This window comes from Sulfolobus islandicus Y.N.15.51, from assembly GCF_000022485.1.
Taxonomy (GTDB): domain Archaea; phylum Thermoproteota; class Thermoprotei_A; order Sulfolobales; family Sulfolobaceae; genus Saccharolobus; species Saccharolobus islandicus.
In genome coordinates this window covers 2,343,335-2,367,476 of record NC_012623.1, presented here as the reverse complement: position 1 = coordinate 2,367,476, position 24,142 = coordinate 2,343,335, and the positions used below count along the sequence as shown (strand labels likewise).

Annotated in this window: 25 protein-coding genes and 2 pseudogenes; 20 read left to right on the top strand and 7 right to left on the bottom strand. The window is 36.8% G+C overall.

What is annotated here, in order from left to right; all coding sequences use genetic code 11:
* A complete protein-coding gene (locus tag YN1551_RS12780) occupies positions 1 to 687 on the bottom strand; it encodes a helix-turn-helix domain-containing protein (RefSeq protein ID WP_012712972.1) in 687 nt (228 codons plus the stop codon).
* A gap of 247 nt (positions 688 to 934) precedes the next feature.
* On the opposite strand from YN1551_RS12780, the gene YN1551_RS12775 reads away from it, so the two are divergent.
* The 4 genes from YN1551_RS12775 to YN1551_RS12765 all read left to right on the top strand — a co-directional run bounded on the left by YN1551_RS12775 (position 935) and on the right by YN1551_RS12765 (position 3,799).
* Complete coding sequence (locus tag YN1551_RS12775; protein WP_012718034.1) at positions 935 to 2,020, top strand: zinc-dependent alcohol dehydrogenase family protein; 1,086 nt, start codon at positions 935 to 937, stop codon at positions 2,018 to 2,020.
* 68 nt (positions 2,021 to 2,088) lie between these two features.
* On the top strand, positions 2,089 to 2,271 hold the full coding sequence (locus tag YN1551_RS17760; RefSeq protein WP_012718033.1) for a hypothetical protein: 183 nt from the start codon (positions 2,089 to 2,091) through the stop codon (positions 2,269 to 2,271).
* A 51-nt stretch (positions 2,272 to 2,322) separates the two neighbouring features.
* Positions 2,323 to 2,889: an acetoacetate decarboxylase family protein gene (locus YN1551_RS12770; RefSeq protein WP_012718032.1), complete on the top strand. Its 567-nt coding sequence runs from the start codon at positions 2,323 to 2,325 to the stop codon at positions 2,887 to 2,889.
* A gap of 88 nt (positions 2,890 to 2,977) precedes the next feature.
* On the top strand, positions 2,978 to 3,799 hold the full coding sequence (locus YN1551_RS12765; RefSeq protein WP_048052509.1) for an acetoacetate decarboxylase family protein: 822 nt from the start codon (positions 2,978 to 2,980) through the stop codon (positions 3,797 to 3,799).
* Positions 3,800 to 3,865: 66 nt separating this feature from the next.
* On the opposite strand, the gene YN1551_RS12760 is transcribed toward YN1551_RS12765, so the two are convergent.
* Complete coding sequence (locus tag YN1551_RS12760; protein WP_012718030.1) at positions 3,866 to 4,873, bottom strand: VOC family protein; 1,008 nt, start codon at positions 4,871 to 4,873, stop codon at positions 3,866 to 3,868.
* A 104-nt stretch (positions 4,874 to 4,977) separates the two neighbouring features.
* Between YN1551_RS12760 and YN1551_RS12755 the strand changes: the two genes are divergently transcribed.
* The 8 genes from YN1551_RS12755 to YN1551_RS12720 all read left to right on the top strand — a co-directional run bounded on the left by YN1551_RS12755 (position 4,978) and on the right by YN1551_RS12720 (position 10,917).
* Positions 4,978 to 5,397 carry a GlcG/HbpS family heme-binding protein gene (locus YN1551_RS12755; protein ID WP_012718029.1) on the top strand — a complete coding sequence of 140 codons (420 nt, stop codon included), beginning with the start codon at positions 4,978 to 4,980 and terminating at the stop codon, positions 5,395 to 5,397.
* A 177-nt stretch (positions 5,398 to 5,574) separates the two neighbouring features.
* Complete coding sequence (locus tag YN1551_RS12750) at positions 5,575 to 6,789, top strand: NAD(P)/FAD-dependent oxidoreductase (RefSeq protein WP_012718028.1); 1,215 nt, start codon at positions 5,575 to 5,577, stop codon at positions 6,787 to 6,789.
* A gap of 76 nt (positions 6,790 to 6,865) precedes the next feature.
* Positions 6,866 to 7,672, top strand: coding sequence for a ferritin family protein (locus tag YN1551_RS12745; protein ID WP_012718027.1), 807 nt, complete (start codon positions 6,866 to 6,868; stop codon positions 7,670 to 7,672).
* Between the two features lie 138 nt (positions 7,673 to 7,810).
* A complete protein-coding gene (locus YN1551_RS12740) occupies positions 7,811 to 8,749 on the top strand; it encodes a YHS domain-containing protein (RefSeq protein WP_012718026.1) in 939 nt (312 codons plus the stop codon).
* Between the two features lie 5 nt (positions 8,750 to 8,754).
* Entirely contained in the window at positions 8,755 to 9,189 is a 435-nt protein-coding gene (locus tag YN1551_RS12735; protein ID WP_012712978.1) for a hypothetical protein, read from the top strand.
* A 4-nt stretch (positions 9,190 to 9,193) separates the two neighbouring features.
* Positions 9,194 to 9,598, top strand: a complete 405-nt coding sequence (locus YN1551_RS12730; protein WP_012712979.1) for a Rieske 2Fe-2S domain-containing protein — start codon at positions 9,194 to 9,196, stop codon at positions 9,596 to 9,598.
* Positions 9,576 to 9,923 carry an MmoB/DmpM family protein gene (locus tag YN1551_RS12725; RefSeq protein ID WP_012712980.1) on the top strand — a complete coding sequence of 116 codons (348 nt, stop codon included), beginning with the start codon at positions 9,576 to 9,578 and terminating at the stop codon, positions 9,921 to 9,923. Before YN1551_RS12730 ends, YN1551_RS12725 begins: the two co-directional genes overlap by 23 nt.
* A 13-nt stretch (positions 9,924 to 9,936) precedes the next feature.
* Positions 9,937 to 10,917: a ferritin family protein gene (locus tag YN1551_RS12720; protein WP_238527851.1), complete on the top strand. Its 981-nt coding sequence runs from the start codon at positions 9,937 to 9,939 to the stop codon at positions 10,915 to 10,917.
* A gap of 158 nt (positions 10,918 to 11,075) precedes the next feature.
* Here the strand turns inward: YN1551_RS12720 and YN1551_RS12715 are convergent, their stop codons facing one another.
* Entirely contained in the window at positions 11,076 to 12,005 is a 930-nt protein-coding gene (locus YN1551_RS12715) for a transposase (RefSeq protein WP_012715708.1), read from the bottom strand.
* Between the two features lie 158 nt (positions 12,006 to 12,163).
* Between YN1551_RS12715 and YN1551_RS12710 the strand changes: the two genes are divergently transcribed.
* From YN1551_RS12710 to YN1551_RS12690, 5 genes are all read left to right on the top strand, one after another.
* On the top strand, positions 12,164 to 12,367 hold the full coding sequence (locus YN1551_RS12710) for a toluene-4-monooxygenase system protein E (TmoE) (RefSeq protein ID WP_012718024.1): 204 nt from the start codon (positions 12,164 to 12,166) through the stop codon (positions 12,365 to 12,367).
* A complete protein-coding gene (locus YN1551_RS12705) occupies positions 12,364 to 12,837 on the top strand; it encodes a metal-sulfur cluster assembly factor (RefSeq protein ID WP_012718023.1) in 474 nt (157 codons plus the stop codon). The genes YN1551_RS12710 and YN1551_RS12705 overlap by 4 nt, the downstream gene beginning before the upstream one ends.
* Before the next feature lie 65 nt (positions 12,838 to 12,902).
* Positions 12,903 to 14,576 (top strand): thiamine pyrophosphate-binding protein, encoded by a 1,674-nt coding sequence (locus YN1551_RS12700; protein ID WP_012718022.1) that lies wholly within the window; start codon positions 12,903 to 12,905, stop codon positions 14,574 to 14,576.
* A 25-nt stretch (positions 14,577 to 14,601) separates the two neighbouring features.
* Positions 14,602 to 14,796 (top strand): hypothetical protein, encoded by a 195-nt coding sequence (locus YN1551_RS12695; protein WP_012715558.1) that lies wholly within the window; start codon positions 14,602 to 14,604, stop codon positions 14,794 to 14,796.
* Positions 14,797 to 15,390: 594 nt separating this feature from the next.
* Entirely contained in the window at positions 15,391 to 16,290 is a 900-nt protein-coding gene (locus YN1551_RS12690; protein ID WP_012717109.1) for an IS5 family transposase, read from the top strand.
* 107 nt (positions 16,291 to 16,397) lie between these two features.
* On the opposite strand, the gene YN1551_RS12685 is transcribed toward YN1551_RS12690, so the two are convergent.
* The 3 genes and pseudogenes from YN1551_RS12685 to YN1551_RS12675 form a co-directional block, all read right to left on the bottom strand.
* On the bottom strand, positions 16,398 to 17,276 hold the full coding sequence (locus YN1551_RS12685; RefSeq protein WP_012715559.1) for a pirin family protein: 879 nt from the start codon (positions 17,274 to 17,276) through the stop codon (positions 16,398 to 16,400).
* Between the two features lie 356 nt (positions 17,277 to 17,632).
* Positions 17,633 to 18,688, bottom strand: coding sequence for an ISH3 family transposase (locus tag YN1551_RS12680; RefSeq protein WP_012717625.1), 1,056 nt, complete (start codon positions 18,686 to 18,688; stop codon positions 17,633 to 17,635).
* A 161-nt stretch (positions 18,689 to 18,849) separates the two neighbouring features.
* Positions 18,850 to 19,140, bottom strand: a pseudogene (locus YN1551_RS12675) (zinc ribbon domain-containing protein); the annotation flags it as partial.
* Between the two features lie 36 nt (positions 19,141 to 19,176).
* On the opposite strand from YN1551_RS12675, the pseudogene YN1551_RS12670 reads away from it, so the two are divergent.
* From YN1551_RS12670 to YN1551_RS12660, 3 genes and pseudogenes are all read left to right on the top strand, one after another.
* Positions 19,177 to 20,012: pseudogene (locus YN1551_RS12670) on the top strand (MFS transporter); the annotation flags it as partial.
* Positions 20,013 to 20,201: 189 nt separating this feature from the next.
* Positions 20,202 to 20,945, top strand: coding sequence for an enoyl-CoA hydratase/isomerase family protein (locus YN1551_RS12665; protein ID WP_012718020.1), 744 nt, complete (start codon positions 20,202 to 20,204; stop codon positions 20,943 to 20,945).
* A gap of 132 nt (positions 20,946 to 21,077) precedes the next feature.
* On the top strand, positions 21,078 to 22,121 hold the full coding sequence (locus YN1551_RS12660; RefSeq protein ID WP_012715563.1) for an NAD(P)-dependent alcohol dehydrogenase: 1,044 nt from the start codon (positions 21,078 to 21,080) through the stop codon (positions 22,119 to 22,121).
* Between the two features lie 45 nt (positions 22,122 to 22,166).
* Here YN1551_RS12660 and YN1551_RS12655 read toward each other — a convergent pair whose 3' ends face one another.
* Entirely contained in the window at positions 22,167 to 23,981 is a 1,815-nt protein-coding gene (locus YN1551_RS12655; protein ID WP_012718019.1) for a phosphoenolpyruvate carboxykinase (GTP), read from the bottom strand.
* Positions 23,982 to 24,142 lie beyond the last annotated feature (161 nt).

Below are 24,142 nucleotides of genomic sequence, written 5' to 3'. Positions count from 1 at the left end.
TTAGCTATCCTTTCTTTCCTCTTCTTGCTGCGATATGTTGTTAATTACATTGTAGAATTTTAGGTCGTCAATATATCGTTTAATTATTCTCGACTCAGCTGATCTTAAATGGTACGTGAAAGTGGATTTACTTATATTTATCAATTTAGATACTTTATCAGACTTAATTCTCCTGGGAAAATCAAAATAGCCATTTTTATAAGCCAAAATTAAAGTTTTAAGTTCATATGGAGTCAGTTCGTCCTCAGTTACATTTAATTCGTGAAAGCCAATAAACTCCACATTCCCTTTAGACCTAAGCTTCTCCCTTAATTCATTAATGTAACTTTCATACAATAAAATTCGCCAATATTCCTTTCCATCATACTTAAATCCATCTAAGATTATCCCATCTACGGAGTTTATAATGTCCATTACACTATTTTTGTACCTCTTTCTGAAATCAAAAAGTATTTTTTTATTGTCATTTGTGAGAGAAATTGATGAGTATCCAATGAAACTATTATTTCTCTTTATCTTATTCATTAAATCCTTGTATTTTTTATCCACAACGATTAGGGACCTAATAGAGTTCCTCTCAGTATCTACAGAAAATCTCAAAGTTTTCACAATGTATTTACCAACTAGATTAGTCCAACAGTTCTCATGTTCAACTGAAAACGTAATTTCCAATAGTCTGTCATTCATACATTTTACCTATAATACTAATTTCTGATAATAATTTTTAAACTTTATTACAAGCCACTTATTACAAGCCACCCTATCTTAAATTACGGAATCCAGCAAATTCTTCATAGTAAATTAAGTTTCTATTTAAAAACATTAATGGGGTACTCATTGAGATTTAAATCAATTCATTAATCTAATTTACTTTATTTATCATATCAAACATGTTAGAGAAATCCATATTAGTAGTAAGATAAAATCTCTATTGATGAAGGCAGCTAGATTAGTGGAATTTCAAAAGCCTCTGAAGATAGAGGATCTCGAAGTTCCTAAAGTTGGAAAAGGAGATGTGCTTCTAAAAGTGATAAGCTGTGGAATATGTAGATCAGATTGGCATCTATGGCGTGGAGATCCTGCTTTGGTAGCATATATGCAGTGGAGTGGTGGTAAGTTACCAATAACTCAAGGTCATGAGGTTTATGGAGAAGTCGTAGAGGTCGGAGAGAGTGTAGCTAAATTGAAAAATGGAGATAAGGTAGTCATGCCTGCTTCTTCTACCGGAGATAATAGGACATGCAAATACTGTATGGAAGGAGATTCAAATGTTTGTGATCACTTGGTAATAGCTGGTTATGGAATTAATGGGTGCTTTGCTGAGTACATGTTAGTCCCAGAGAGGTCAGCAATTGATCTAGTTAAAGTACCAGATGGAATAAAGCCAGAGTGGGCTGCTCTAAGTTCTTGTGGTTTTGGAACTTCATGGAACGCGTTTACAATGAAGACTAATTTAAAGCCCGGTGACATGGTGGTCACAATCGGAGCAGGAGGGATGGGTTTGAGTGGTATAGTAATAGCTAACGCTCTTGGTGCTAAAGTAATAGCTGTAGACGTTAACGAACGATCTTTAGAGAAAGCTAAAATATTAGGTAGCATTGAGACTTATAAATATTCTGGTAAGTCTGAAGAATTGAATGAAATAGTAGAGGATATTATGAAGAAGTATGGTTCAGTGGACGTAGTGTATGATACTACAGGAATTCCAGAGGCTGTCATACCGTTTTTACCTCTCCTTAGAGTGCATGGGACATTACTATTAGCGGGGCTTATGATGAAGGGGAAAGAGACTTTTCCATTGCCAGCAGATTTAGTGGTAGCAAGGGAAATCAGAATACAAGGAGTATTAATGTTACCAGCTCAAAAATTCGATACAATATTTAAATTAATGAAAGAAGGAAAGATTAATCTAGATCCAGTTACGTACAAGACTATAAGCATCTATGATGTCAATGATGCCTACAAGGAAATGAGCGAGTACAAAAATGCAGGAAGAATTATTATTAATAAGTTTAGCTAAATTTTTCCCTTTTCTAATGTGAAACATGTTTTATAAAGGGTTATTAACCTAGGGAAAGAAAAAACAATATGGAAGAAACACGTCCTTATTATAGCACATTTAGTTTACCAACAACTAAATCGGGCAAGTCTCAAATAGTTCCACCTCCACCATGGATATACGCAATAGAAATGATAGGGGTAAAAGTCCATTTTGATCTCGGTAAAGTTCTAGATTTAATATCTCCTCCATTGGAAATAGTAGATGGCTAAGGATTTGTATATGTTGCTAAGATTTTCACAGTAAGTGGAAATAGATGGGAGATGTTGTATGAAGACCCTGAAGAGACTAAGTACATGGAGGCTGCGGTGGCCCTAAAGGTCAAGTATAATGGTAACATTTACACCTATTTCCCATTCATGTGGGTTAATAAAGATCTACCGCTAATTCGTGGGTGGCTGTTAGGTTATCCTAAAAAATTAGCTTATATATCAATGTCAGAATTTCATAAACTTCTAGACGGTTACAGTGGTCCTTCTAGTGGCGTAAAGATGGGAGGATATGCGTTAAGGAACGGTAAGGAGATAATAAGAATCAAAATAACGCTAAGAGAAAAAGTCTCGCAATCCCCAATACCCTTTGATCCCATAGTGCAATTTAGGAGATTCCCAGCTGTCCAAGATGGTACAGATGTTTACGAGCTAGGACAAGTAATCTCCTCAGACTTTAGAGTTAGCGAGGTGTGGAGAGGTGAAGGAGAGGTGATATTAAACGGTTCAATAAATGAGGAGCTTGAAGTTTTGAAGATAAACAAGATTGAGGGTGGGTATTACTTCAATTGGTCATTTAAGCAATTAGGAACAAAGATCCTATCTAGGATTTCGAAATAATTAGTGAGATATGTTTTTAAGTGAAATAGGAAAACATGAAACAAGTTTAATGGAATGCTTATTTACTAGGCTAGAAGTAGAAGTAACCATGACAAAAAATAACAACTCCAATTTCACCTTACCCCCCACGAATAATGGCAAATCACAAATTGTATTTCAACCGCCATGGTATTATGGAGTTACCTATATTGGAGCTCATATAAAGTTCACTAAGGAATCTGCAGAAAAGGTAATTCCAAGATTCCTATCAACTGACGGTGAAGGTTGGGTTTACATTGCCGAATTTATTTCCACCTCAGAGGACAATTGGGACTACATGTATCAAGATCCAGATTTAGTACAATACATGGAGGGAGCTATTGGGTTAAAGGTCAACTTTGAGGGAAAGAATTACTTGTATTTCCCATTCATGTGGGTAGATAAGGATTGGGCATTGGTAAGAGGTTGGTTAGATGGATATCCGAAGAAAATAGCTAAAATTGCCATGACTAAATTACACCATCTGCTTCCAAAGTACAATAAACCAGAGAGAGGACTAAAGATGGGAGGATATGCTGTAAGGGGAGGAGGTGTAATGTTTAGAATGCAAGTCGAATTAGAGGAGAGGACTGAGTCGCTGCCTCTTAAAAACTTCGGGCCATTCTTAAATATAAGGAGATTCCCAAGCAGGGGTGAGGGTGAAGTTGACCTATACGAAATAGTAAGTAGAGTTAGGGATGAGACCAAATATGGAGAAATATGGAAGGGAAAAGCTAATGTGGAGTTAGGCGGATACGTTAATGATGAAGTTAACTTGCTCGAAATTGAGAGAACCATTGGCGGTTACCATTATACACTATATTTCAAAGTAACTACTACTCAACTAATAAGTAAGAAAATTGAAGAAGCAATCTCTCTAAATCTAAAATAAATATAAAGATATGATATTTTTTAAGATAACATATTTATGTTAAAAAAATAATAATTTGAACTATTATTAGATTTTTGCTCCTAATTTCTGTCTGACTATCTCCTTTAACTCGTCACTAATCCTAGTAGCTGGAATGGGACTACCATGCCAGAACGCTTCTTTTACATGTCCCCAATAATATAACCATCTGTCTCCATCCTCGTTAGTATCCCATACTACTGGCTCCCAATCTGGTACAACATTAAGGTAACCGCCATGCAACACTTCAATTAAGTTACCACCAGGCTCTTTTACATAAAGTGAATTGCTATCTGTTATGCCGTGTCTTAAAGGACCTCCTACAATTTCCAATCCGTAATCAGTGTAAAAGTCCGCAGCCCTAAGTATGTCATCTGAATAATCCACATTAAACGTAACATGGTTTAGTCTAGCCGGAACTCCAGAAGGATCTAGACCAATTGCTAAATCGTGTGCTGTACCGTTGACTGCCATCCAATACGCAATTTTCTTATCACCTTCCTTCAATATTTCATTTACTTTAAATGTGAGCTTCTTCAACAACTCTACGGTCTTAGCAAGAGCTCCATCGTTATAGGCGAAAATAAATATATGAGACAGATCCTTTGCTTGAACTCCTTTAGTAGGCTTTTTCATAGGCCTAGCTTTATATCCCGATCTAAGTTCACCTGAAGCTCGCCACGTTTTCATTTCCCATACAAGTTTACCAATTTGACCACTGGGCAAGATAAATTTGTAACCTCTTCCTATTCCCATATCTGGCTCTCCTTCATCCCATCCCAATCCTAATCCATTAGAGTTTACTATATTTATAGCATCAATTAGATCTTTTTCACTACAGGTTCTCCATACAATCTCCTTTACCCCAGCGGTATCAGATTCAGTAACCTTTAAACTATACGTGTACCAATCTTCCCAACCCCTTAGGTACACTGACTTACCCTTCTTTCCAACTTCATATAATCCCAAAATGTCCTTGAAAAACCATAATGTATCGTCGATTTTAGGCGTTAGAATTTCTACGCTAGCTAGTTGGGAAAGTAACTTATTTACCATTTTTAACACTCACCTTATTTTCCTTCTTTTTCTGTCATATTAAAAAATCTACTCAAACAAGTTTTATGTATAGCTTAATTCAACCTTATATTTAGATAGTATTCATGAATGTGCTAAATAAGTTAGGTATATCAGACGAATTAGCAGATATGTTAATAAGTGAGGCAGTAAAGAAGGCTAAAGAGCTAGGAGTGAAGGTTTCTATAGCAATAGTAGATGAAGGAGGAGAGTTGAAGGCTTTTAAGAGAATGGACGGTGCACCAATCTTAACCATAGAGATAGCCATAGATAAAGCGTGGACTGCGGTAAGTTTTGGTATACCAACACACGAGTGGTACAACATGCTTAGAGACAACCCCCCACTGGCAATGGGATTTCCTAAAATACCTAGGTTGATAATCTTCGGTGGAGGATTTCCTATAGTCTATAAAGGGCAAGTAATAGGAGGAATAGGAATATCTGGCGGATCTGCGGAACAAGATATGGAAATTGCCAAGAATGCTCTTAAAAAATTGGAATCATAATTTTGTAAAATATTAGATAAACTATTTGATGTAGATATAAAATGTACAAGGATGGTTTAAACTTCATCTTCTATTTTTTAAATAACACAAGGATTTTTTAAGTTCAAAATCTCTATACATCAAACTTGTTAGATTAAGCTTAATATTACTTTTTACCGTTTTTGAATCTAGATCAAGATGAAATATGACTACTTGATAATTGGGAGTGGTATTGCGGGATATAATGCATTAAAGGAACTACTCCAATTAAAGCCAAACTCAAAAATAATCATGGTCTCATCAGACAAATATTACCCATATGATAGACCACCACTATCAAAGGATTATCTTAGGGGAAAATTGGAAAAAGACATGTTATTCTTTGAGTCTGATGATTTTTATAAGAGGGATAATTTGGAGGTAATATTGAACAAGAGCGTTGAAAGGATCGATACAGGTTCAAAGGAGGCAATATTAAGCGATGGTAATACAATATCCTTTAATAAAGCGTTAATAACCACTGGTGGTAGGCCTAGAAAATTAAACATTCCGGGAAGTGAGAATGCCTTATACTTGAGAACACTTGATGACTCCGACAAGATAAGGGAGGCTGCCAGTAAGAGTAAGAATGCATTAATAATTGGGGCTGGTTTCATAGGTGTTGAAGTAGCGTCTAGCCTAACAACACTTGGCGTGAAGACTACTGTCGTGGAAGTAATGCCATATATATGGAACACATTCGTTGATGAAAAAGTATCAAGAGTAATACAACAATATCTAGAGAGTAAAGGCATATCCTTCATACTTAACGATTCATTAAAGGAGATACAAGGGAAGAACGCTATAACGTCAAATAGTAGGAGATTAGAGACGGACATGCTACTAATAGCCGTGGGAATAACACCAAACGTAGAACTTGCCAAAGAAAGCGGTATACAAGTTGATAACGGTATAATTGTGAATGAATACTTGGAGACAAGTGCTAAGGACATTTATGCGGCTGGGGATATTGCAAATATATTTGATCCTAGGGAGGGTAGGAGGAAGAGGATTGAGCACTGGAACAACGCTGAGTACACTGGAAAATTGGCAGCTAGGAACATGGCTGGTAATAGAGAAGCCTACAATTTCATATCATCCATATGGTCGGATATATTCGATATTCACATAGAATCGGCTGGTGAGACGAGGAATTATGACGAATACGTAATAAGAGGAAAGTTTGAATCACAAAGACCAAGATTCAGTGTAATATACTTAAAAGGAGGTACTATTAAGGGTTACTTAGCAATAAATAGGAACGTTAAAGAGATAGTAGCTCTTAATAAATTAATACAAAAACAAGTGGAAGTCTCAAGCAAAAAAGATAAGTTGGTAGAGGAAAGTTTTGATCTTCAGAAACTATTAACATAAGTGTGGGGATAAAGTTACTTCTTTTTTCGAACATGTTTAAGAATTATTTTTATATACGAATGATACACACCTACTTATGAAACCAGTTCCTGCAGAACCTAAACTACCATCAAGAGATGAGTATTATGATTTAGCGAACAAGCTAGAGTGGGCACCGAAATACGTAAAAGAAGAAGAACTATTTCCAGTAGATATGAGTGGAATACCGAATTTACCGATAGACGTATGGGCCGAGTTATATGATGCCCCCTATAAGGTGACATATAGGGAGTATGTAAAGAATCAAAAGGAGAAAGATCAAAGACTTTTCTCGGTAAGAGAGGCTGGAGTAAGAGCAGAGTTAGTAAAGAAATTGGATAAGACATATCATCAAGGCTCCTTCTGTTTCCATATAACTGCGGTTCCTATACCAGAATATACTGCGTCTATAGCAGAAGCAAGGATGGCGAGGTTTGGGAAAGCCGGTGAATGGAGAAACTTATCCACATTCGGTTCTATGGATGAGGTAAGACACGCACAAGTGCAAATCTTATTATCTCATGATAGTATACAAGCTAGTCCTAAGTTCGCCTATGCACATAAGATGTTCTGGGTTGACGGCTGGTTACCAATAGCAGCTAGATCGTTCTTTGATGATACTATTACTGGGACTAATGCAATAGAATTCGCCTTAATGACTACCTTTGCATTTGAGACTGGATTTACCAATTTACAATTTGTAGCATATGCCGCAATGGCAAATAAGACTAATGATTTCGTGTTTTCCTCAACAACTCAGAGTATACAGACTGATGAATCTAGGCACGCACAAATAGGGCACCCAGTTCTAAAGACCTTTGTTGACGTGACAAAGTTGAATGAAGAGATGAAAAAGAAAATTTAATTTATTTTTTTAATTTTTTTCCTTTGTACCTTACTCTTTTTAAAGACACCTCATATGAGTAGGATTTAAAAACTATAAACTGTAAACATGTTTATCAAACTTGTTAGAACAATTCTTAAAAAGTATAAAAAAGACTAAATGATGATGAGTAGAGAGGGAGGTTTAGGTCAAACTAGGGGAGAGGTCAAGCAAGCCTTATCTAATGTCTCAGAAGGACTAATGAAAAATTATAGAAACACTGTTGAATTTGCTGTTAGAATGAGAGAAAAAGGTCCAGCATATAAAGAGGCAGGAGAATATTTAATAGCGAAAGGATTCTGGCTATCCCTTAGGCTAATAGGAGCATTAACTGGAGTTTCTATGGATTACCTCACTCCACTAGACGCTAGAATAATGTCGTACAAGGAGTTTATAACAGAATGGGTAGGTGCCCAATTTAAGAGATTACTAGAAGATTATGGGATAAGATTACCTTGGTACTGGCAGTGGTTTGAATTAGAGTTAGATCATTGGCATCATAACTTTATTATAGGATTATATACGTGGAGAAGGACTCTAAATGTCGCATTTAGAGGTCCAACGCCTGATGAGAGAAAATGGTTAAACGAGAAATACCCACACTGGGAGAAGTTTTTCGGAAGAGTTTGGGACTTATACATAAAGAAGATAATTGATGGACAAATACCATTACCATTAACTGCAGTACATTTATGTACAGTTTGTCAGGTACCAATACAAGCACCTGTAAACGGAAAGTACTTAAGAATCTACTTAAAAGAGTACAAGGGAAAGATATATACGTTTGATAGTCCAGCATGCTTATGGATTTTTGATCAAGAACCAGATAGATATGCTGGAAGAAGGACTTACACACAAAGAGTACTTGAGGGGATGATACAGTTTACTGAAGAGGTATACAAGGATCCTAAGAGACTACTTGAAGAGGTAATATGGAATATGGGACAAACGGAAGAAGGGGAGGCTGGTCTAGACCCTACTGACGGTGCATATGCATTATTATATAAAGAGAAAGATCAAGATTTCCTCAATAGGATAAAGAAATATACGGAGGGGTAAAGAAAATGAGTATGGAAGCAGTACCCATAGTATTTGTCCCAGAAGAAGGCACAGTGTGGTTACCCGCTGTACTTCCAACAAACATTACGGTAGAAGAGGCTATTGAAATGTTGAAGAGTCTAACAGTAAACGTGTTAGTATGGGAAAAGAAGGATAAGGACTTAAGGTTAGTTAACTACTTTACTGGTCAAGTCTTAGATCTTAATGCCAAAGTTAGAGACGTAATAAAGCCATATGACGTTTTCTGGTTAGTCTGGTGGCCTCCTAAGGAAGAGTTCTGGAAGCCAGAGAATCAGAACGATGATATATTCAAGATTATAAAGGAGACTGAAGAGGCTATAAAGTTAGCCCCAAGATCTCCTTCAGTACTATTTACAGATGAGATTGAAAAATATAGTATCGTTAGAAGATTGGAAAGGGAGGGTAAATTAAGGGCGTGAGACTATGAGTTACCCTGGAGAATTCCATAAAGTGCTAACACTAGACGATATTTATGAAGGTGAGGCTAAGTTAGTAGAGGTCAATAGATACGAAATTCTAGTAGTCAATATAAATGGAGAAATAAAGGCGTATTATGCAAGGTGTGCCCACGCGTTAGGTTTAATAGAGCCAAATTCTTTTGACGGTGAGGAGAAAATCATATGCCCAGTACATTTATGGGAGTATAATGCAAGGACAGGAGAGAGCATAAATCCTGAGGGAAGTTCCCTCTTTCCTTTGGATGTGAAGGTTGAAGGTAATGACATTTTTGTTAAAGTTCCGTCTGTTCCCGTTTCCGAGTTCAAGGTTAAATGGTTTGGTATGTATAGGCAAAGAGGTGTGATAAATGAGTTTGGAGTTAACTCTTGAATCAATTTTAGATAAATATCAAATAACAGATTTAAGTAAATTATCACAAAATATTGTAGGTCCAGTACTTACGAAAGATGAGTTCAGCTACGGTGTAGTTGAAGCTATAGCGGATGATAATCCAAATACTTTCAAAGGAGTTATCGACAGAGGCTCATACATAAGAATAGTGGGTGAAAGGGAACTTGTTTTAAACAAAAGTACGCTAGAGGAAGTGTTGGGTAGAGAAGTTAGATTTCCAGGAGAGGTTGAGGTAAGGATGAGTGCATTTGCAGGAAAGATCATTGTAAGAGGGGATTATCTAAAATGGTATTTGGAGTTATGAGGTGAAAAAGGTTATGACTAGATTAGAGGATTTGGAATGGTATAGAAGGTATAAACAAATGTTCGGAGCGTTCAAAAGTGGAGTAGAAGGTGATCGGTTTTTCAGAGATTATGAATATAGGGGGTACAAAAGAGTCTGGTCAACTTGGCCGATGCTAGAGAAGAAACTAGGAAGGAAAAAGCCATCGGAATATCAAATAGTCACCTATGCATTGTCATACTGGGCGGATCCAAGATCCCCTACTTACATCTATGATAAGGGACCATTTGAACTAGGGACAGAGCATATAACTCAAAAATGGTATAAACACTTTAGAGACAACTCACCATTCATTAAGCCATTATTCGAAAGAGGAGAATGGCATGACTATGAAGATCCATACAAACTTACATATTGGACCTACAACTCCATGGCAGATGATAATGAAACCTTTTTAGATAAGATATATGAGGAAATTGTAAATACTAAATACGATTGGAACCTAAGTGAGGAAGTACTGGAGTTATACAAGAACGTTTACGATCCATTAAGGTATGTATTCCACATCATGCAAATGGAGTCAATGTATCTAGCTAGTATGGCTCCTACAAGTTCTATAACTAACGTATTCATATTTATGGGAATGGACCACATGAGAAGAGTCCAAAGAATTGCACAAAGAGTAAAGATGCTAGATATTATATATCCAAGCTTAGGATTTGGAAAGGAAGCGAGAAAGATATTTGAGGAGAGTCCACTATTTCAACTAACAAGAGAAGTATTGGAGAAAATGTTAGCTACATATGATGTAGGAGAAAGCTTAGTAGCGTTTAACTTAGCGGTCAAATTCGTATTAGATGAGCTAACACTCCAACATCTAACGCAACAATTCAGTAAAATGGGGGATGAGATGATTAGGCACATTCACATGTCGTTCTATAACGATACATTAAGGCATAGACACCAAGCTCAAGAGAGTGTCCAGAATGCAAATAATTCAATAAATATAATGTGATAGAAAAACAATATTATAACTAGTTGAGAATAGAAGTCAATTATATCTTTCAATATGAGGGAAGATTAATATTTTATTGTAATATAAAATAACTTATAGTTGAGAAAAAATGAATTTCAAACATACCCCATATTATTCTAGTTAACCCTAGCCTAGGGTTAACTAGAGAGTTTGACAAATTCCTCTTGCGGAACTTTTGCTAACACGGAAGTGTAAATCAAGGAATTGTAAATTATTCCAATAACGTAAACAAAAACCTCAACCATATCCTTGTTAATAGCGTAAGGTCTCCAATACCTCTTCAAGAAAATACCAAAGAATTCAACATAACGTCTAAAACTAGAAAAACCAATTATCCAAGTTGAGGGCATTCCCAAGAAACCCCTATCAACAACCTTATAACCACTCATACCAAAACCAACCTTATTATCGGGAAAGTTTGCAAACTCAACTTGAATTGCGTGAAGAATCATGGTTGGGGAAATAGCATATAAAACCTTGAAGCCGAAGAAACTCCTACCCCTCTTCTTCGCAAACTCACCCTTAAATCTACGATGAATCTTAGCCCTCATATAGTAGTAAATTAAGTTTGCTGCTTCCCTAAACTTTCCTTGTCTCAAGTTGAGTTCTAGCTTTTTCTTTAATGTCTCCTTGTTTCTCTTTCCGAAGGGTACTTCGATTATGTTGGAATCTATTGCCCAGAGTTTGTTAACTTTGCCGTATAAGGCACTACTTGGCAAGTAGTTTTCTAGTTTGCTTAGCTTTTCCTCAAGTTCTTTTGCGTATTCCTTGAATGCTTTCTTTATTTCTCCCCTAAGTTTCTTTGCCCTTCTGTGGTTTTCGGATTTTGACTTGCGTTCTCCTAGAAACCATCTTACTACAATGTCCGTGTAATAGTATGCTTCTACATCTCTGTAGGAGCATTGCCATATCATCATGACGATGAGTACTCTAAGTATGTATAGGTCTAGTGATGATAGTGCTTTTGAGGTGATTAGTATGTAGTGCATTTTCAAAAGAGTTTTATGCCTTGATGATAGTTTATCATAGGGGACCGGGAGATTGTAGTATTCTATCCAAGGTTTCATATCTCCCAATCCTTGTACTACGTCTTCCCGGTCCCCTTTAAGTATTACTCAAGATTTTACTCCAAGTGAAAATTCAAAATTTCTCAAGAGTTTATGCTTTCTTTTGAGTTATTATCTATAAACTTATACATAGATTTATTGAATTATTTACACTTGGGATGCTCTCTCAAGAACTGTTCAAATACGCTTTTAGTAAGGAACCAAGCTTAAAAGACGTTATCAAACCTTGGCTAAAGGATTGGCAAGAGATGGCATTTAATGCTACAGAAGGGTTTAGGGATGTGCTCAAAGGAGAATATGATAATACTATAAAGCAGATCAAGAAGGCTCATAGTGAATATCTTGGAGGAATAGGATTATGAAAGATAAGATTGTGGAAATTTTAAGGCAAATTTACGATCCAGAGATTCCAATAAATATATATGACTTAGGACTAGTAAGAGAGATAAAAGTTGAAGGCAATAGGGTTTTTGTTAGATTAATTTTCACTGCTAATAAGGGGTGTACCTTAGCAGATCTTATGGCAGTTCAAGTTAAGTATAAACTAATGAAGGCATTTCCAGACTATAACGTGGAAGTCAAGAGTGATTTTAACGAAGAATGGAATATAGGCTATGCAACAGAAACGGGTAGGCTGATGTTAGAGGAAATATATGGAAAAGAAGCAGTGGATGCGTTAGCTAATAAGACTAAAATAGAGGAAATAGTATCGATAAATAAGGTCAGGTTAGAGGATTTCGATCCACGGGAATACATGAAAAAAGCAGTGGAGGAGAGATATAAGAGATTTAAGGAATGGTACGATAAACACGATATATTGATTTCTCATTGATAATAACGTCCCTTTTCATCTAAAATATTTATAAATCATGGTCTTCAAGTGTCAAAACACTTTTTATGCGTGTGAAATCATTAATATTCATGAATGGTTCAAAACTTCTCTTGACTCTGTTAAAGGATTATGACGTTAAACACATATTTGGTTTACCGGGCGAATCCTCAATATCATTATATGATCAACTTAAAGAAGGCGAAGTACTACACATAATCACTAGAGATGAGAGAAACGCAGTTTACATGGCTGACACATACGCAAAGCTAACTTATAAACCTGGAGTTGTTGAAGGCCCAAGTGTTGGTTCAATATATATGCTCCCTGGAGTTGCTGAAGCGTATAAGTCATCTACACCGTTAATAGTAATAACTACTGATACACCGTTATACGGAGAGAAGGAGAATTATTTGACCGCATTAGATCAAGCTTCCCTATTTAGACCGATAACTAAGGAAACTATAACAGTGTATAATGTTGAGGAATTACCTCATGCTATAAGGAGAGCATTCAGATTAAGTACTAGTGGAAAACCTGGACCAGTTCACATTAGAATACCCCTAGATGTTTTAGAAGATGAATTAGAAGGCAACGTTGAACTTAAAGCCCAAAAGGAGTTCTCGAAATATCCATCTCAAAGACCTTTAGCGGATCGTGAAATGATAAGGAAAGCCGTAGATTTAATTTTGAAGAGTGAATTTCCAGTAATAATTTGCGGTCAAGGAGCACTTTACTCAATGGCGTGGGATGAGGTAACTGAATTAGCTGAGTTATTAGGAATTCTCGTGGGGACTACAATAACTGGTAAGGGTTGTATTCCAGAAACCCATCCCTTGTCAATAGGTGTGGTTGGCGGTAGGGGCGGTGCAAATTTTTCGAACAGTATCGTAGATAAATCAGACCTTGTAATTCTCATAGGAAGTAATACGGATTCAGCAAATACTTATAACTGGACTATACCATCCAGAGGCAAAACCGTAATTCATATTGACATTAGCGAGACTGAGACTGGGAATAATTACGATAGTATAAACCTCATAGGGGATGCTAAAGTAACATTGAGGGAGTTGATTAAGGAAATTAAAGGTAGTGGAAAAATTGGTAAAAAGAACATTATTTTAGATAGAAGTGCATTCGAAGATAGGCTTAGTAAGGAGAGGAGAGAAGCAGTAAACCCGTTACGTTTCATAAAGGAACTTTGGAGTCTATCACCTGAAGAGGCTGTATTAATAGCTGATCCCGGAGTTAGCGCAATCTACACTGCTGCTTTCTACAAGGCCAAAAAAGTTGGTAGGTATTTCATTTTTAACTATGGTCTAGGTGGTCTTGGCTATTCAATTCCAGCATCTGTAGGTGCTTATTTTGCAAGGCCTAACTCTTTGATTTTCTCTCTTTCTGGAGATGGGAGTTTCGGTTTCTCAGTTGGTGAACTAGAGACCATAAGGAGAGTCAATGCTAATGTGGTTATTATAATCTTTAATAATGGAAGTTACGGTTGGATAAGGGCTGAAATGAAAGCTAGGGGTAAGGACATTGTTGGAACTGATTTTTCAAGTCCAGATTACGTTAAGATCGCTGAAGGGTATGGACTATCCGCGTATGGGATAACCAATGATGAAGAGATATCTGATACGTTAAAGAGGGCTATAAAGAATACTCCTTCTTTAGTTGAGGTTATTGTTGAGCCAGAGGATAAGTTCGTCCCTCCAGTTATGCCTTGGAGTAAGAGATTTCTTTAAACTAAATAAAACAAACACTAATGGCATGGCATTGCTGTATAATACTGTGACGACATTATATGCTTCGCCATTTTTATGGAATATTGAATCTGCTCAAGACCAAGTAATAATGAATTTTAATCCCTATCTCAACGTCCATGTGAACATGTCTAACATAAAGAAGATATATTTTAAAGAATATGAGATCTTACCTAGAAAAGGCTGGAGTTTTGATATATAATTACATACTATTTAGATGCGATACAAGTTAGAATAGAGTTTTAATGATGCTAATGGTGTCGCTAATCTAGGATATAATTTATACTCATGGTATATAACCTAATCTCAAGGACGGACTCAATATAGCATACTTGATATATGCTCCTAAAATGTTTCTAGCTTAAACAAAAGTCCTCAAAAAGTAAATCATGTATAGTGAGATTTGGAACTATAAACTAACTTATTTCCATCATTATTAAGATTGAATAGTACACGTTATTATATGTGAAATTCCTATATTGTCTACTCTTCCTTTATGAACTTCAAGATTTAGTTCAACTCCTATAACTTTCTGCATATTCTTTAACTTTTACATTATACTTTTTTTAAGAGACCTTGTATTTCAAGATCACTAAAACTTTAATCCCATCATTACGAATATCAAATCAACTTTTTTAATCTTATAATATCAATTATATCCCCTAAATTTTGAGAGAATATCCTGTAATTGATTCTAAAAAAATCATAAAAAGTAATATTAAGTATTACGCATGTGCTTTGTGGGTTACTTCAGAATTATACAAAAATTTATAAATAATTATACCGAGTATTACTCATGGGAAAGAGTAAGTACAAGAGGGATTGGAGCAAGTACGACGAGAACGTTATAACTAGATACGAGCTAATGTTCCCCTTCTACGTCTTCCAACACTGGTGGGAATTACTAGCAGAAGAGAATAGGAATGCCAAGAAAACCTACAAGGCGCCAAAGGAGTTCAACGACTTCCTAGCGTTCCTGCACTTGTTCCTACCTTATAGGGCCATAGAAGGAGTATTGAGAGCATTAGAAAGACTGAAAATCATCCCAACAAGCCTAGACTACTCAACAATATGGGAAAGAGTAAGAAACATGAACATAAAATTCCCAGAGGCAAATGACCAACTTGAAGTAATAGCAGACGCAACGGGAATAAGCACAAACAAGGGAGGACAATACATTATAGCAAAATGGGGAAAAACCAAGGACTCAAAATTCCTCAAGATCGAAATAGTAATGGATAAGGACCAATTCAACGTAATAAACGCTGAAGTAACCAGCAACGAGGTTCAGACTGCAGTTAAGACGGTTAAGGATTTACAAGATAAGGGAAAGAAGGTCAAGAAGTTTTATGGAGATAAAGCTTATGATGCTAATGAGGTTTACAAGACTGGGGTTGAGGTTGTTGTTCCACCTAGGGAGAACGCCTCCACTAGACGCGGTCATCCTGCTAGGAGAAAGGCTGTAAGGGAGTTCAAGAGGTTGGGTTATAATCGTTGGAGGGAGGAGAGGGGTTACGGTGTTAGGTGGAGGATTGAGTCCTTATTCTCTGCTGTGAAGCGTACTTTTGGGGAATCTGTTAGGGCTACAAGTTTTTTAGGACAAGTGGTTGAGGCTAAGCTCAAGTTCTGGGCTTATGCATGGATGGTCCACTTGGCTAATTCTTTAGTTGGTAGAGCTCCGGGTATTAGGGTGTGAGCTTGCGAATAACGTTGAAATAAATATTAATTACTGAAAAATTCTCAGTGCATCATATCATGCTTATGAAATAAATTGAAGAGATCAACAAAGCATTACGCATGATATTATTCATATAGTATCTCTTTATGTCTTATGAATGTACCTTTTCTCAAATCGTCAAACGCTTCAATTATTTGATCTTCAGTATTCATAACTATTGGTCCATACCAAGCTACTGGCTCATTTAGAGGTCTTCCGGATAATACTATAAAGCTCGCATTTCCACTAATTTTAATCTCATCCCCCTCCCTAGTGAAGATTACTAAATTTCCCTTTCCTATACCTGGAGAATTGGGTGCAAATCTGGCACTACCATCAACCACATAGGCTAATACAGTATATCCTTCTTTTACCTTTAACTTCATGTCCCCGTTCAATTTTACGTGAATGTATGACGGATCAACATCACTCTTCACCTTAACTGGTCCCTCAATTCCAGCGAACTCTCCCGCGAGGACTGATACTTCTCCGAAGTCGAACTTCTCTTTAGGAACACTTTTTACATCCCTATATACTGGCTGTGTCATCTTTTTGTAAGATGGTAGGTTTATCCATAACTGTAATCCTCTTACTAGGAATGGATCTTGATTATACTTGGGAATCTCTGTACCCTCTAATGGTTTTGGCATTTCTTGGTGAAATATTCCACTTCCAGCAGTCATCCATTGGACCTGGCCAGGATATATTGTTCCCTTATTACCTAAACTATCTTGGTGTTCCACTTTTCCCTCAAATAATAGCGTTACAGTCTCAATTCCCCTATGCGGGTGCCAAGGAAATCCATTAATGTACTCCTCAACCTTATTTGAGCCGAAGAAGTCCAGTAATAGGAAAGGATCTGTTAAATCCACAGTATCTGGTCCGCCAAACACTCTGTAAAGTTTAACCCCAGCGCCATCCATGGTATTTCTTCCTTTAATTACACCATCTATTCCCCTAATCATAAATTAATTTTTGAACTAACTAATAAAAACCTAATTCACCTTAGTTATGATTATTTTATTAAGAGAAAAATGATCAGATACCCTCTTCCAGCAAGGCATACCTAATGATTGGATCGGAAATTCTATACTCATTATTTCTTTTCTCTATGATTCCATTGTTATCAATTTCTTAAGATCTCTAGAAACTGTAGTATTGCTGACTTTTATTCGGTTTTGGCAATTATCTGACTTTCTTATATAAAACATATTAGTCAGATCTGTATTACACAGATCTGACTGGGGTGTAGGCCGTTTCGCCTCTTGGGCTTAAAGCCCGTCGGTGAGCTTGGCCTCCTCCAATTCCGGTAGACCCAAAATCACCTCCTTGAAAATAAATCTATAGTGTAAATAAGTGTTTCAATTACATTAAATGTAAAATTCTCTGGATTGAATAAATCAGGAAATAAAAGAATTAATAATAATCTAAACTCCTCTCTCCCCACCTCCCCCTTGAATATGGTATATAAGGAGTAGAGTACAAGGGCCAGCACGAAGATCAACGTGCGGAAAACAAACTTGGTGGAACTGGTGAATGGAAGAAAAGCCTTAATGTTCCTATAAGAGGTCTCTATGGGACCCCTTACCTTATTATACAAATCCAACACTTCCCTCTTGGATAGGTCTAGGTTAGTAGCCCTAGCAAAATAAACAAGACTCTTCTTCTTTCTCCTCACTTTTTCCTTGCTGTACACGAGAAGCCTGAACTTGACCTGCTCATCCCTCCTATGCCTCTTACTATTAGTTGTGTAATCCCCGTCAAACTCCTCATAAACCTTAACGTCCCCAACAGGCACAGCAACTATATACTTAAACTGTGAAATGAAATTGAGCACATCAACAGTATAGAAACCAGCGTCAAGAGTTATCAACCTTATCTTGAACCCCATCGCGACGACTTGCTCCACGAGGGCCTTCACGATCTCTTCCTTAGTCATCCCCTTGACTTGAGTGACGAAGGCCAGTAGGAGCACTTTCCCATTAAACTTTGTCGTCGCAGTTGCGTAGTTCCAAGAGTTTCCCTCCTCCGAACTCCCGAGCCCTCCCACCGGTCTCCCGTACCAGGTCTTGGTTGTCCAGTCTATTGAGACGTCTATCTCCCTTACTCCCTTCAGTACCTTCAAGGATATCTTCCTGGCGCTTTCCAAGAGTTTCTCAATAACTTCCACCCCTTGCTCCTCCACGTAATTCCTCACGGTCTGTGGGGACACGCCATACGCCCTCGACTTGCTTTCCACCGAATCGTTCCATAGACACGCTGAGATGAGGGTTCTCGCCACCTCTTCCCCTTTCTTTCCCTTGAAGTTCAGCATGGAAAGTAATTTATATCCTATTTGTTGAATGTTATTTTGGTGAGGGAGACCGGATGTTACCATCTCACTTACTCACGTGGTAATACCACATCTCCCTCACCTTAAACCCTTTCTTCAATTGAATTCTTAATACTCATATAAATCCTGTTATCTATCATGAATCGATATTATTCTGTCAGAATTATTTTTCATAATACGATTTTGGGTCTACCGTTACAGAGGGATCATCGTTCCCACCATCGATTAGCGTTTACATCTCTCATCTGGTGGGCAGACGAGAGGGTCAGAGACCCCCTCCTATTTAAATTAACCATTGCAATAACATCCTTGTCATTCTTATAACCACATTTTGTACAGAGGAAATACCTATAACCAACTTCCTTCATCTTCTTACCACACTTAGGACATGAAACAGAAGAGTACTTAGGATTAACAAACTCAACAATCATGCCGTGCTTTTTAGCTTGCCATTTAATCCAATACTGCAAACGACGGTATTGTATCAAGTATAGTTTGTAAGTTTTATAAACTTTAAACTTTCAGAAAAAAGTATGAACTGGAAATTAGTAGTCTTGGTAATCGGGATGTCGTTAACCTTTTGGGATATATTCAACGTTCCTTACATTATAAATTACGCTAGAAAGCAGTTTGAAGTCTCTACAGTTATCGCTAACTTACCATTATCTGCTGAAATGATTGGATATGCAATTGGTGGAGTAATAAACGGATTGCTATCATCATTCAAGGGAAGAAAAATTGGGCTATTGACTTCCATGGGACTTGTATCATTAGGATCCCTAATCGGCTTTTTATCGCAAACGTTTTCATGGATAATCATAGCAGAATTCATTATAGGATTAGGAATAGAAGGAGAAATCAGTGTAGTGCCAACTTATATATCAGAAACCGTATCTGCTGAAAGGAGAGGTAGGGCAGTTGGGTTAGTTACAGCCTCTGGCTTTTTAACAACGTTGATTGTGGGACCTATTGCAGTAGTCTTAGGAGGCGAATGGAGATTACTTTTCTTGGCCGGACTTCTAGTTTCTCTGATTGCGTTAATTACTAGGGTTTGGCTGCCTGAATCTCCAATGTGGATTGCCAAAAAGGAGATGAAGTTAAGCTGGGATTTCGGAATCCTCATGATGACTATCGTTTGGTTCTTAAGCTATTTTACGGGTTATGCGTTATTTTCTGATCCCATCTTTACCTTTATTAGCTCTCACGGTTTTACTAATCCTGCGTTGTACTTCACTTATATTCTATGTTGTACTTCACTTATATTCTATATGGTGATCCACTGGGTGTTGTAATTGGTACGTTATTGAACGATAACTTTGAACGCAAGTATAGCGTATCATTAGTAAACATTCTAGCTGGTCTGTTTGTTCCTTTTACTTTTGATTTTCTATATATAAGTGTTATCCTTAAAAAGGTATGGTTAGCTTGGAGATCGTAAGCCAAGATTCAATATCATAGCAGCGCACTATTCAATTTTATTTTAATCTCAAATTTTAAAATCTTCACAGTATAATTTGAAAGCTCAACATTTAAGATATCCTTTGCTAAATATCATATTATGGTAAAAATCCTCTCTGAAAGAAGAAAAGACGTTTGTTGGATCACATTAAATAGACCAGAAAAGTTAAATGCCCTAGATAAGGAAAGCTGGAGTCTCTTAGCAAAACACTTGAGGGATTGTAATGACGATCAGTCAATTTCAGCAATAGTCTTAACTGGCAATGGAAGAGCTTTCTCCGCAGGAGATGATATCAATGCCATGTTAGAGTTAAAGGATCAAAGAGATGCCCTAAACTTCTTCAACGCTTTATATAGCGCGATTGAAAGTCTAGTGGATTTAAAGAAGCCATTATTATGTGCAGTTAATGGGCTTGCTTATGGCGGTGGTTGCGAGATACTCCTTTTCTGTGATGTGATAATTTCAGTTAACGACGCTACTTTTTCAATTCCAGAAGGAAAGTTGGGATTAATTCCGCCAATGGCAATATCAGTAGGTTATTCAATATTGGGTAGATCAATTACTAGGCTAGCATTAACTGGAGATTCAATAACTGCTGAAGAGGCTAAAACTATAGGGCTGGTTGATATAGTGGTCAAAAGGGAAGACCTTTATACAGAAGTTGAGAAACAGTTAGAGAAAATCAAAAGTATTGATACGAATTCTATTATGACTATGAAGTATTGGTTGAAAAACGATAAGGAGAAGATAAGAAATGCAGTCATGGAGTTGGCGTTGATGTCATTGGGGGATTCCGCAAAAAAGAGAATGAATGAATTCATAAATAGAAAACGAACACGATGAAGTTTTGACTAGATTCATCTATATAAATCTTAATATCATAATACGTTAGATGATTATCACTAAAGCTATTATGTTAAATAACATTATAATGCTTAATAATGTGTTAAACATATTTATATTTTATGTGATAGCATGAGAGCAGTTAGATTAGTAGAAATAGGAAAACCTCTCGTTTTAAAAGATATAGATATACCTAAACCTAAGGGAGCACAAGTTTTGATAAAGGTAGAGGCTGCGGGAGTTTGTCATTCTGATGTTCACATGAGACAAGGGAGATTTGGGAATTTAAGAATAGTAGAAGATTTGGGTGTGAAATTGCCGGTAACTTTAGGTCACGAGATCGCAGGAAAAATAGAGGAAATGGGAGATGAAGTTGTTGGATACTCTAAGGGTGATCTAGTTGCAGTTAACCCTTGGCAGGGAGAAGGAAATTGCTATTATTGTAGAATAGGGGAAGAGCATTTGTGCGATTCTCCTAGATGGTTAGGAATTAACTTTGATGGAGCTTACGCAGAATATGTGTTAATACCTCATTATAAATATATGTACAAGCTGAGAAGACTTAATGCCGTAGAAGCATCACCTTTAACTTGTTCTGGAATAACTACATATAGGGCAGTTAGAAAAGCATCATTAGACCCAACTAAGACATTAGTAGTAGTAGGGGCTGGTGGCGGTCTAGGAACAATGGCGGTACAGATAGCTAAAGCTGTCGGTGGTGCAACGATAATAGGTGTAGATGTGAGAGAGGAGGCAGTAGAGACTGCTAAGAGAGCTGGAGCCGATTACGTAATAAATGCGTCAGTTCAAGATCCCTTAGCGGAAATAAGGAGAATAACCGAAGGTAAGGGAATCGACGCTGTAATAGACCTAAATAACTCTGAGAAAACGCTTTCAGTTTATCCAAAAGCTTTGGCAAAACAAGGTAAGTACATAATGGTGGGATTATTCGGAGCGGATTTGCATTTTCACGCACCATTAATAACTTTGTCAGAAATACAATTCGTAGGCAGTTTAGTTGGAAACCAATCAGACTTTTTGGGGATAATGAGATTAGCAGAGGCTGGTAAAGTTAAACCAATGATAACTAAGACCATGAAACTAGAAGAAGCAAATGAGGCGATTGATAATCTAGAGAATTTTAAAGCTGTCGGAAGACAAGTACTTATACCATAAAAATCTTAACTTATCTTATAAAACAGCTCTCAAGTTTAAAGCTATTCAAGTTTTTTCTAATCTAAATGGGGATACTGAATCACCATATTTGCTAATATAATCAATAATTCTCTTTCTTTGCATTTCTAACTCACTAATAATCTCAGAGGGAATATCATCAAATTTAAGGTAAATCCCAATTATACGGTCTGTTTTCTCTAAGTATCTTTTCAATTTTATTTTAAATTGTTTTTCATATTCTTCCTTACTGTACTCCCTTCCTAAAACTCTTTTGTATAGAGCTTTTAGATCTTCATAAAATGGTATGAAGCCAATAGGCGTATAGATCGCATCAGTAGTTTCCTCCACTCTCTTTACAGCCCAGCTAACCCATATTCTCTTGTCCTCTTTTGAATTCAAGAATTTATTATTTTCATCTTTTAGAAAATAGTTAAACCCAAATATTTTAGGACTCCTCCTTAATCTTTTACCGAAATTCAAATAGTTTCTTAAATACCTACTGAGCGAGATAGGCATAAAGTCTAAAATCGCCATTGGATTAAACTCTAACTCATCGGATTTCCCGATTACAGCTGAGGTTCTAGCAGACTCCATTGAAGCTCCAATAGTCGCAACTCCATGAGACCATGAAAAGGCTTCAACAACTGGAATAAGAGTACTGTAGTCTCTTACGCCAAATATTATGCCATCTATAACGACACCATTTGGATTATCCCAATTCCCATCTAAATTCTTGAATGAAGTTAAAGGAACTGTGAATCTAGCGTTCGGATGGGAGGCTGGCTTACCGCTTTCCCTAATCCATTTCCCCTCATAGTTATATCCCCTTTCGGGTTTTGGCAATTCACTCCCCTCCCAGTATACATCGCCATCTTCAGTCATTAATACATTAGAGAATATCACTTCTCCAGACTTGTGGAGAACTTCCCATATTATTGGATCGTCCCTAGCATTTATACCCTGTATAATGCCGAAAACTCCAATTTCTGGATTTACTGCTTTAGGAAAACCGTCAAATTCCCTTATAAACGCTAGGTCATCGCTTATCAGACTCCCAATCATGGAAGTAGAAGTCTTTCCACTTCCAGAAGGAAATGATGCTGTGAAGTAATGTATACCCTTATCTCCATTGAACCCTATTATAGCCATATGTTCGGAGAGCCAGCCTTCTTCTGCTGCCTTAGTTATAGTTAACCTTAAAGCTAACTTCTTTAAGCCCACACTGTTACCGGCGTAAGTAGTGTTAATGCTATAAACAGTATTATCTGCTAGGTCAATCATTATTCTCCTTTTTCTTATATCTAGTTCTCCTTTTGAGTGGACAAATCTCAAAAACTGCTTATTATTATTAAAATCTCCAAATGCATTTCTATATAATATATTTTCACTATGAATAACGTATGGAGAATCAGTCACTTGGACTGCTAAAATTTGGAAGGGAGAATTTCTAGGACCTAGAGAATAAAATCCCACATACATTTCTCTACCCCTCATTGACCCCTTAAGTAAACCTAGAATCTCATTTAGGCCCTCATTCCTAGGTATAGTATTAACATAGGGGATCTTTGAATCTGTGAGTATGAACGTATCTTCTCTGGCCCTAGCCTGATCTAAAGGGTGATCAAAATGTATGGTATGCCCACTAGTCTTTAGTTTAATCTCTTCCCCTCTTTCCAGAGCTTTTTTCCTTATATACTCTTTCTCCTCATTTCTTCCTGTTATAAGATATACGCTATCCGGTTCGCATAATTTAATTACGTTACTTAAAAATTCAATTAATCGATAATTATTTAGAGATTCTAATTTTTTTACTGAATCTCCATGAACTAAATCGTTTAAAAAATCTAAACTAACCTTCATGTTATATTTATAGTATTTAAGAGTATAAATGTTTTCCTTTTAACAAGTTATAATCAATCATTTAATAGCCCATCATCAAATGCTGTCAATTAGAGAACTCATTATTGGCTAATAATTCAACCATTTATATTTATACACAAGTGTTGAGCTTCTTTAGATGG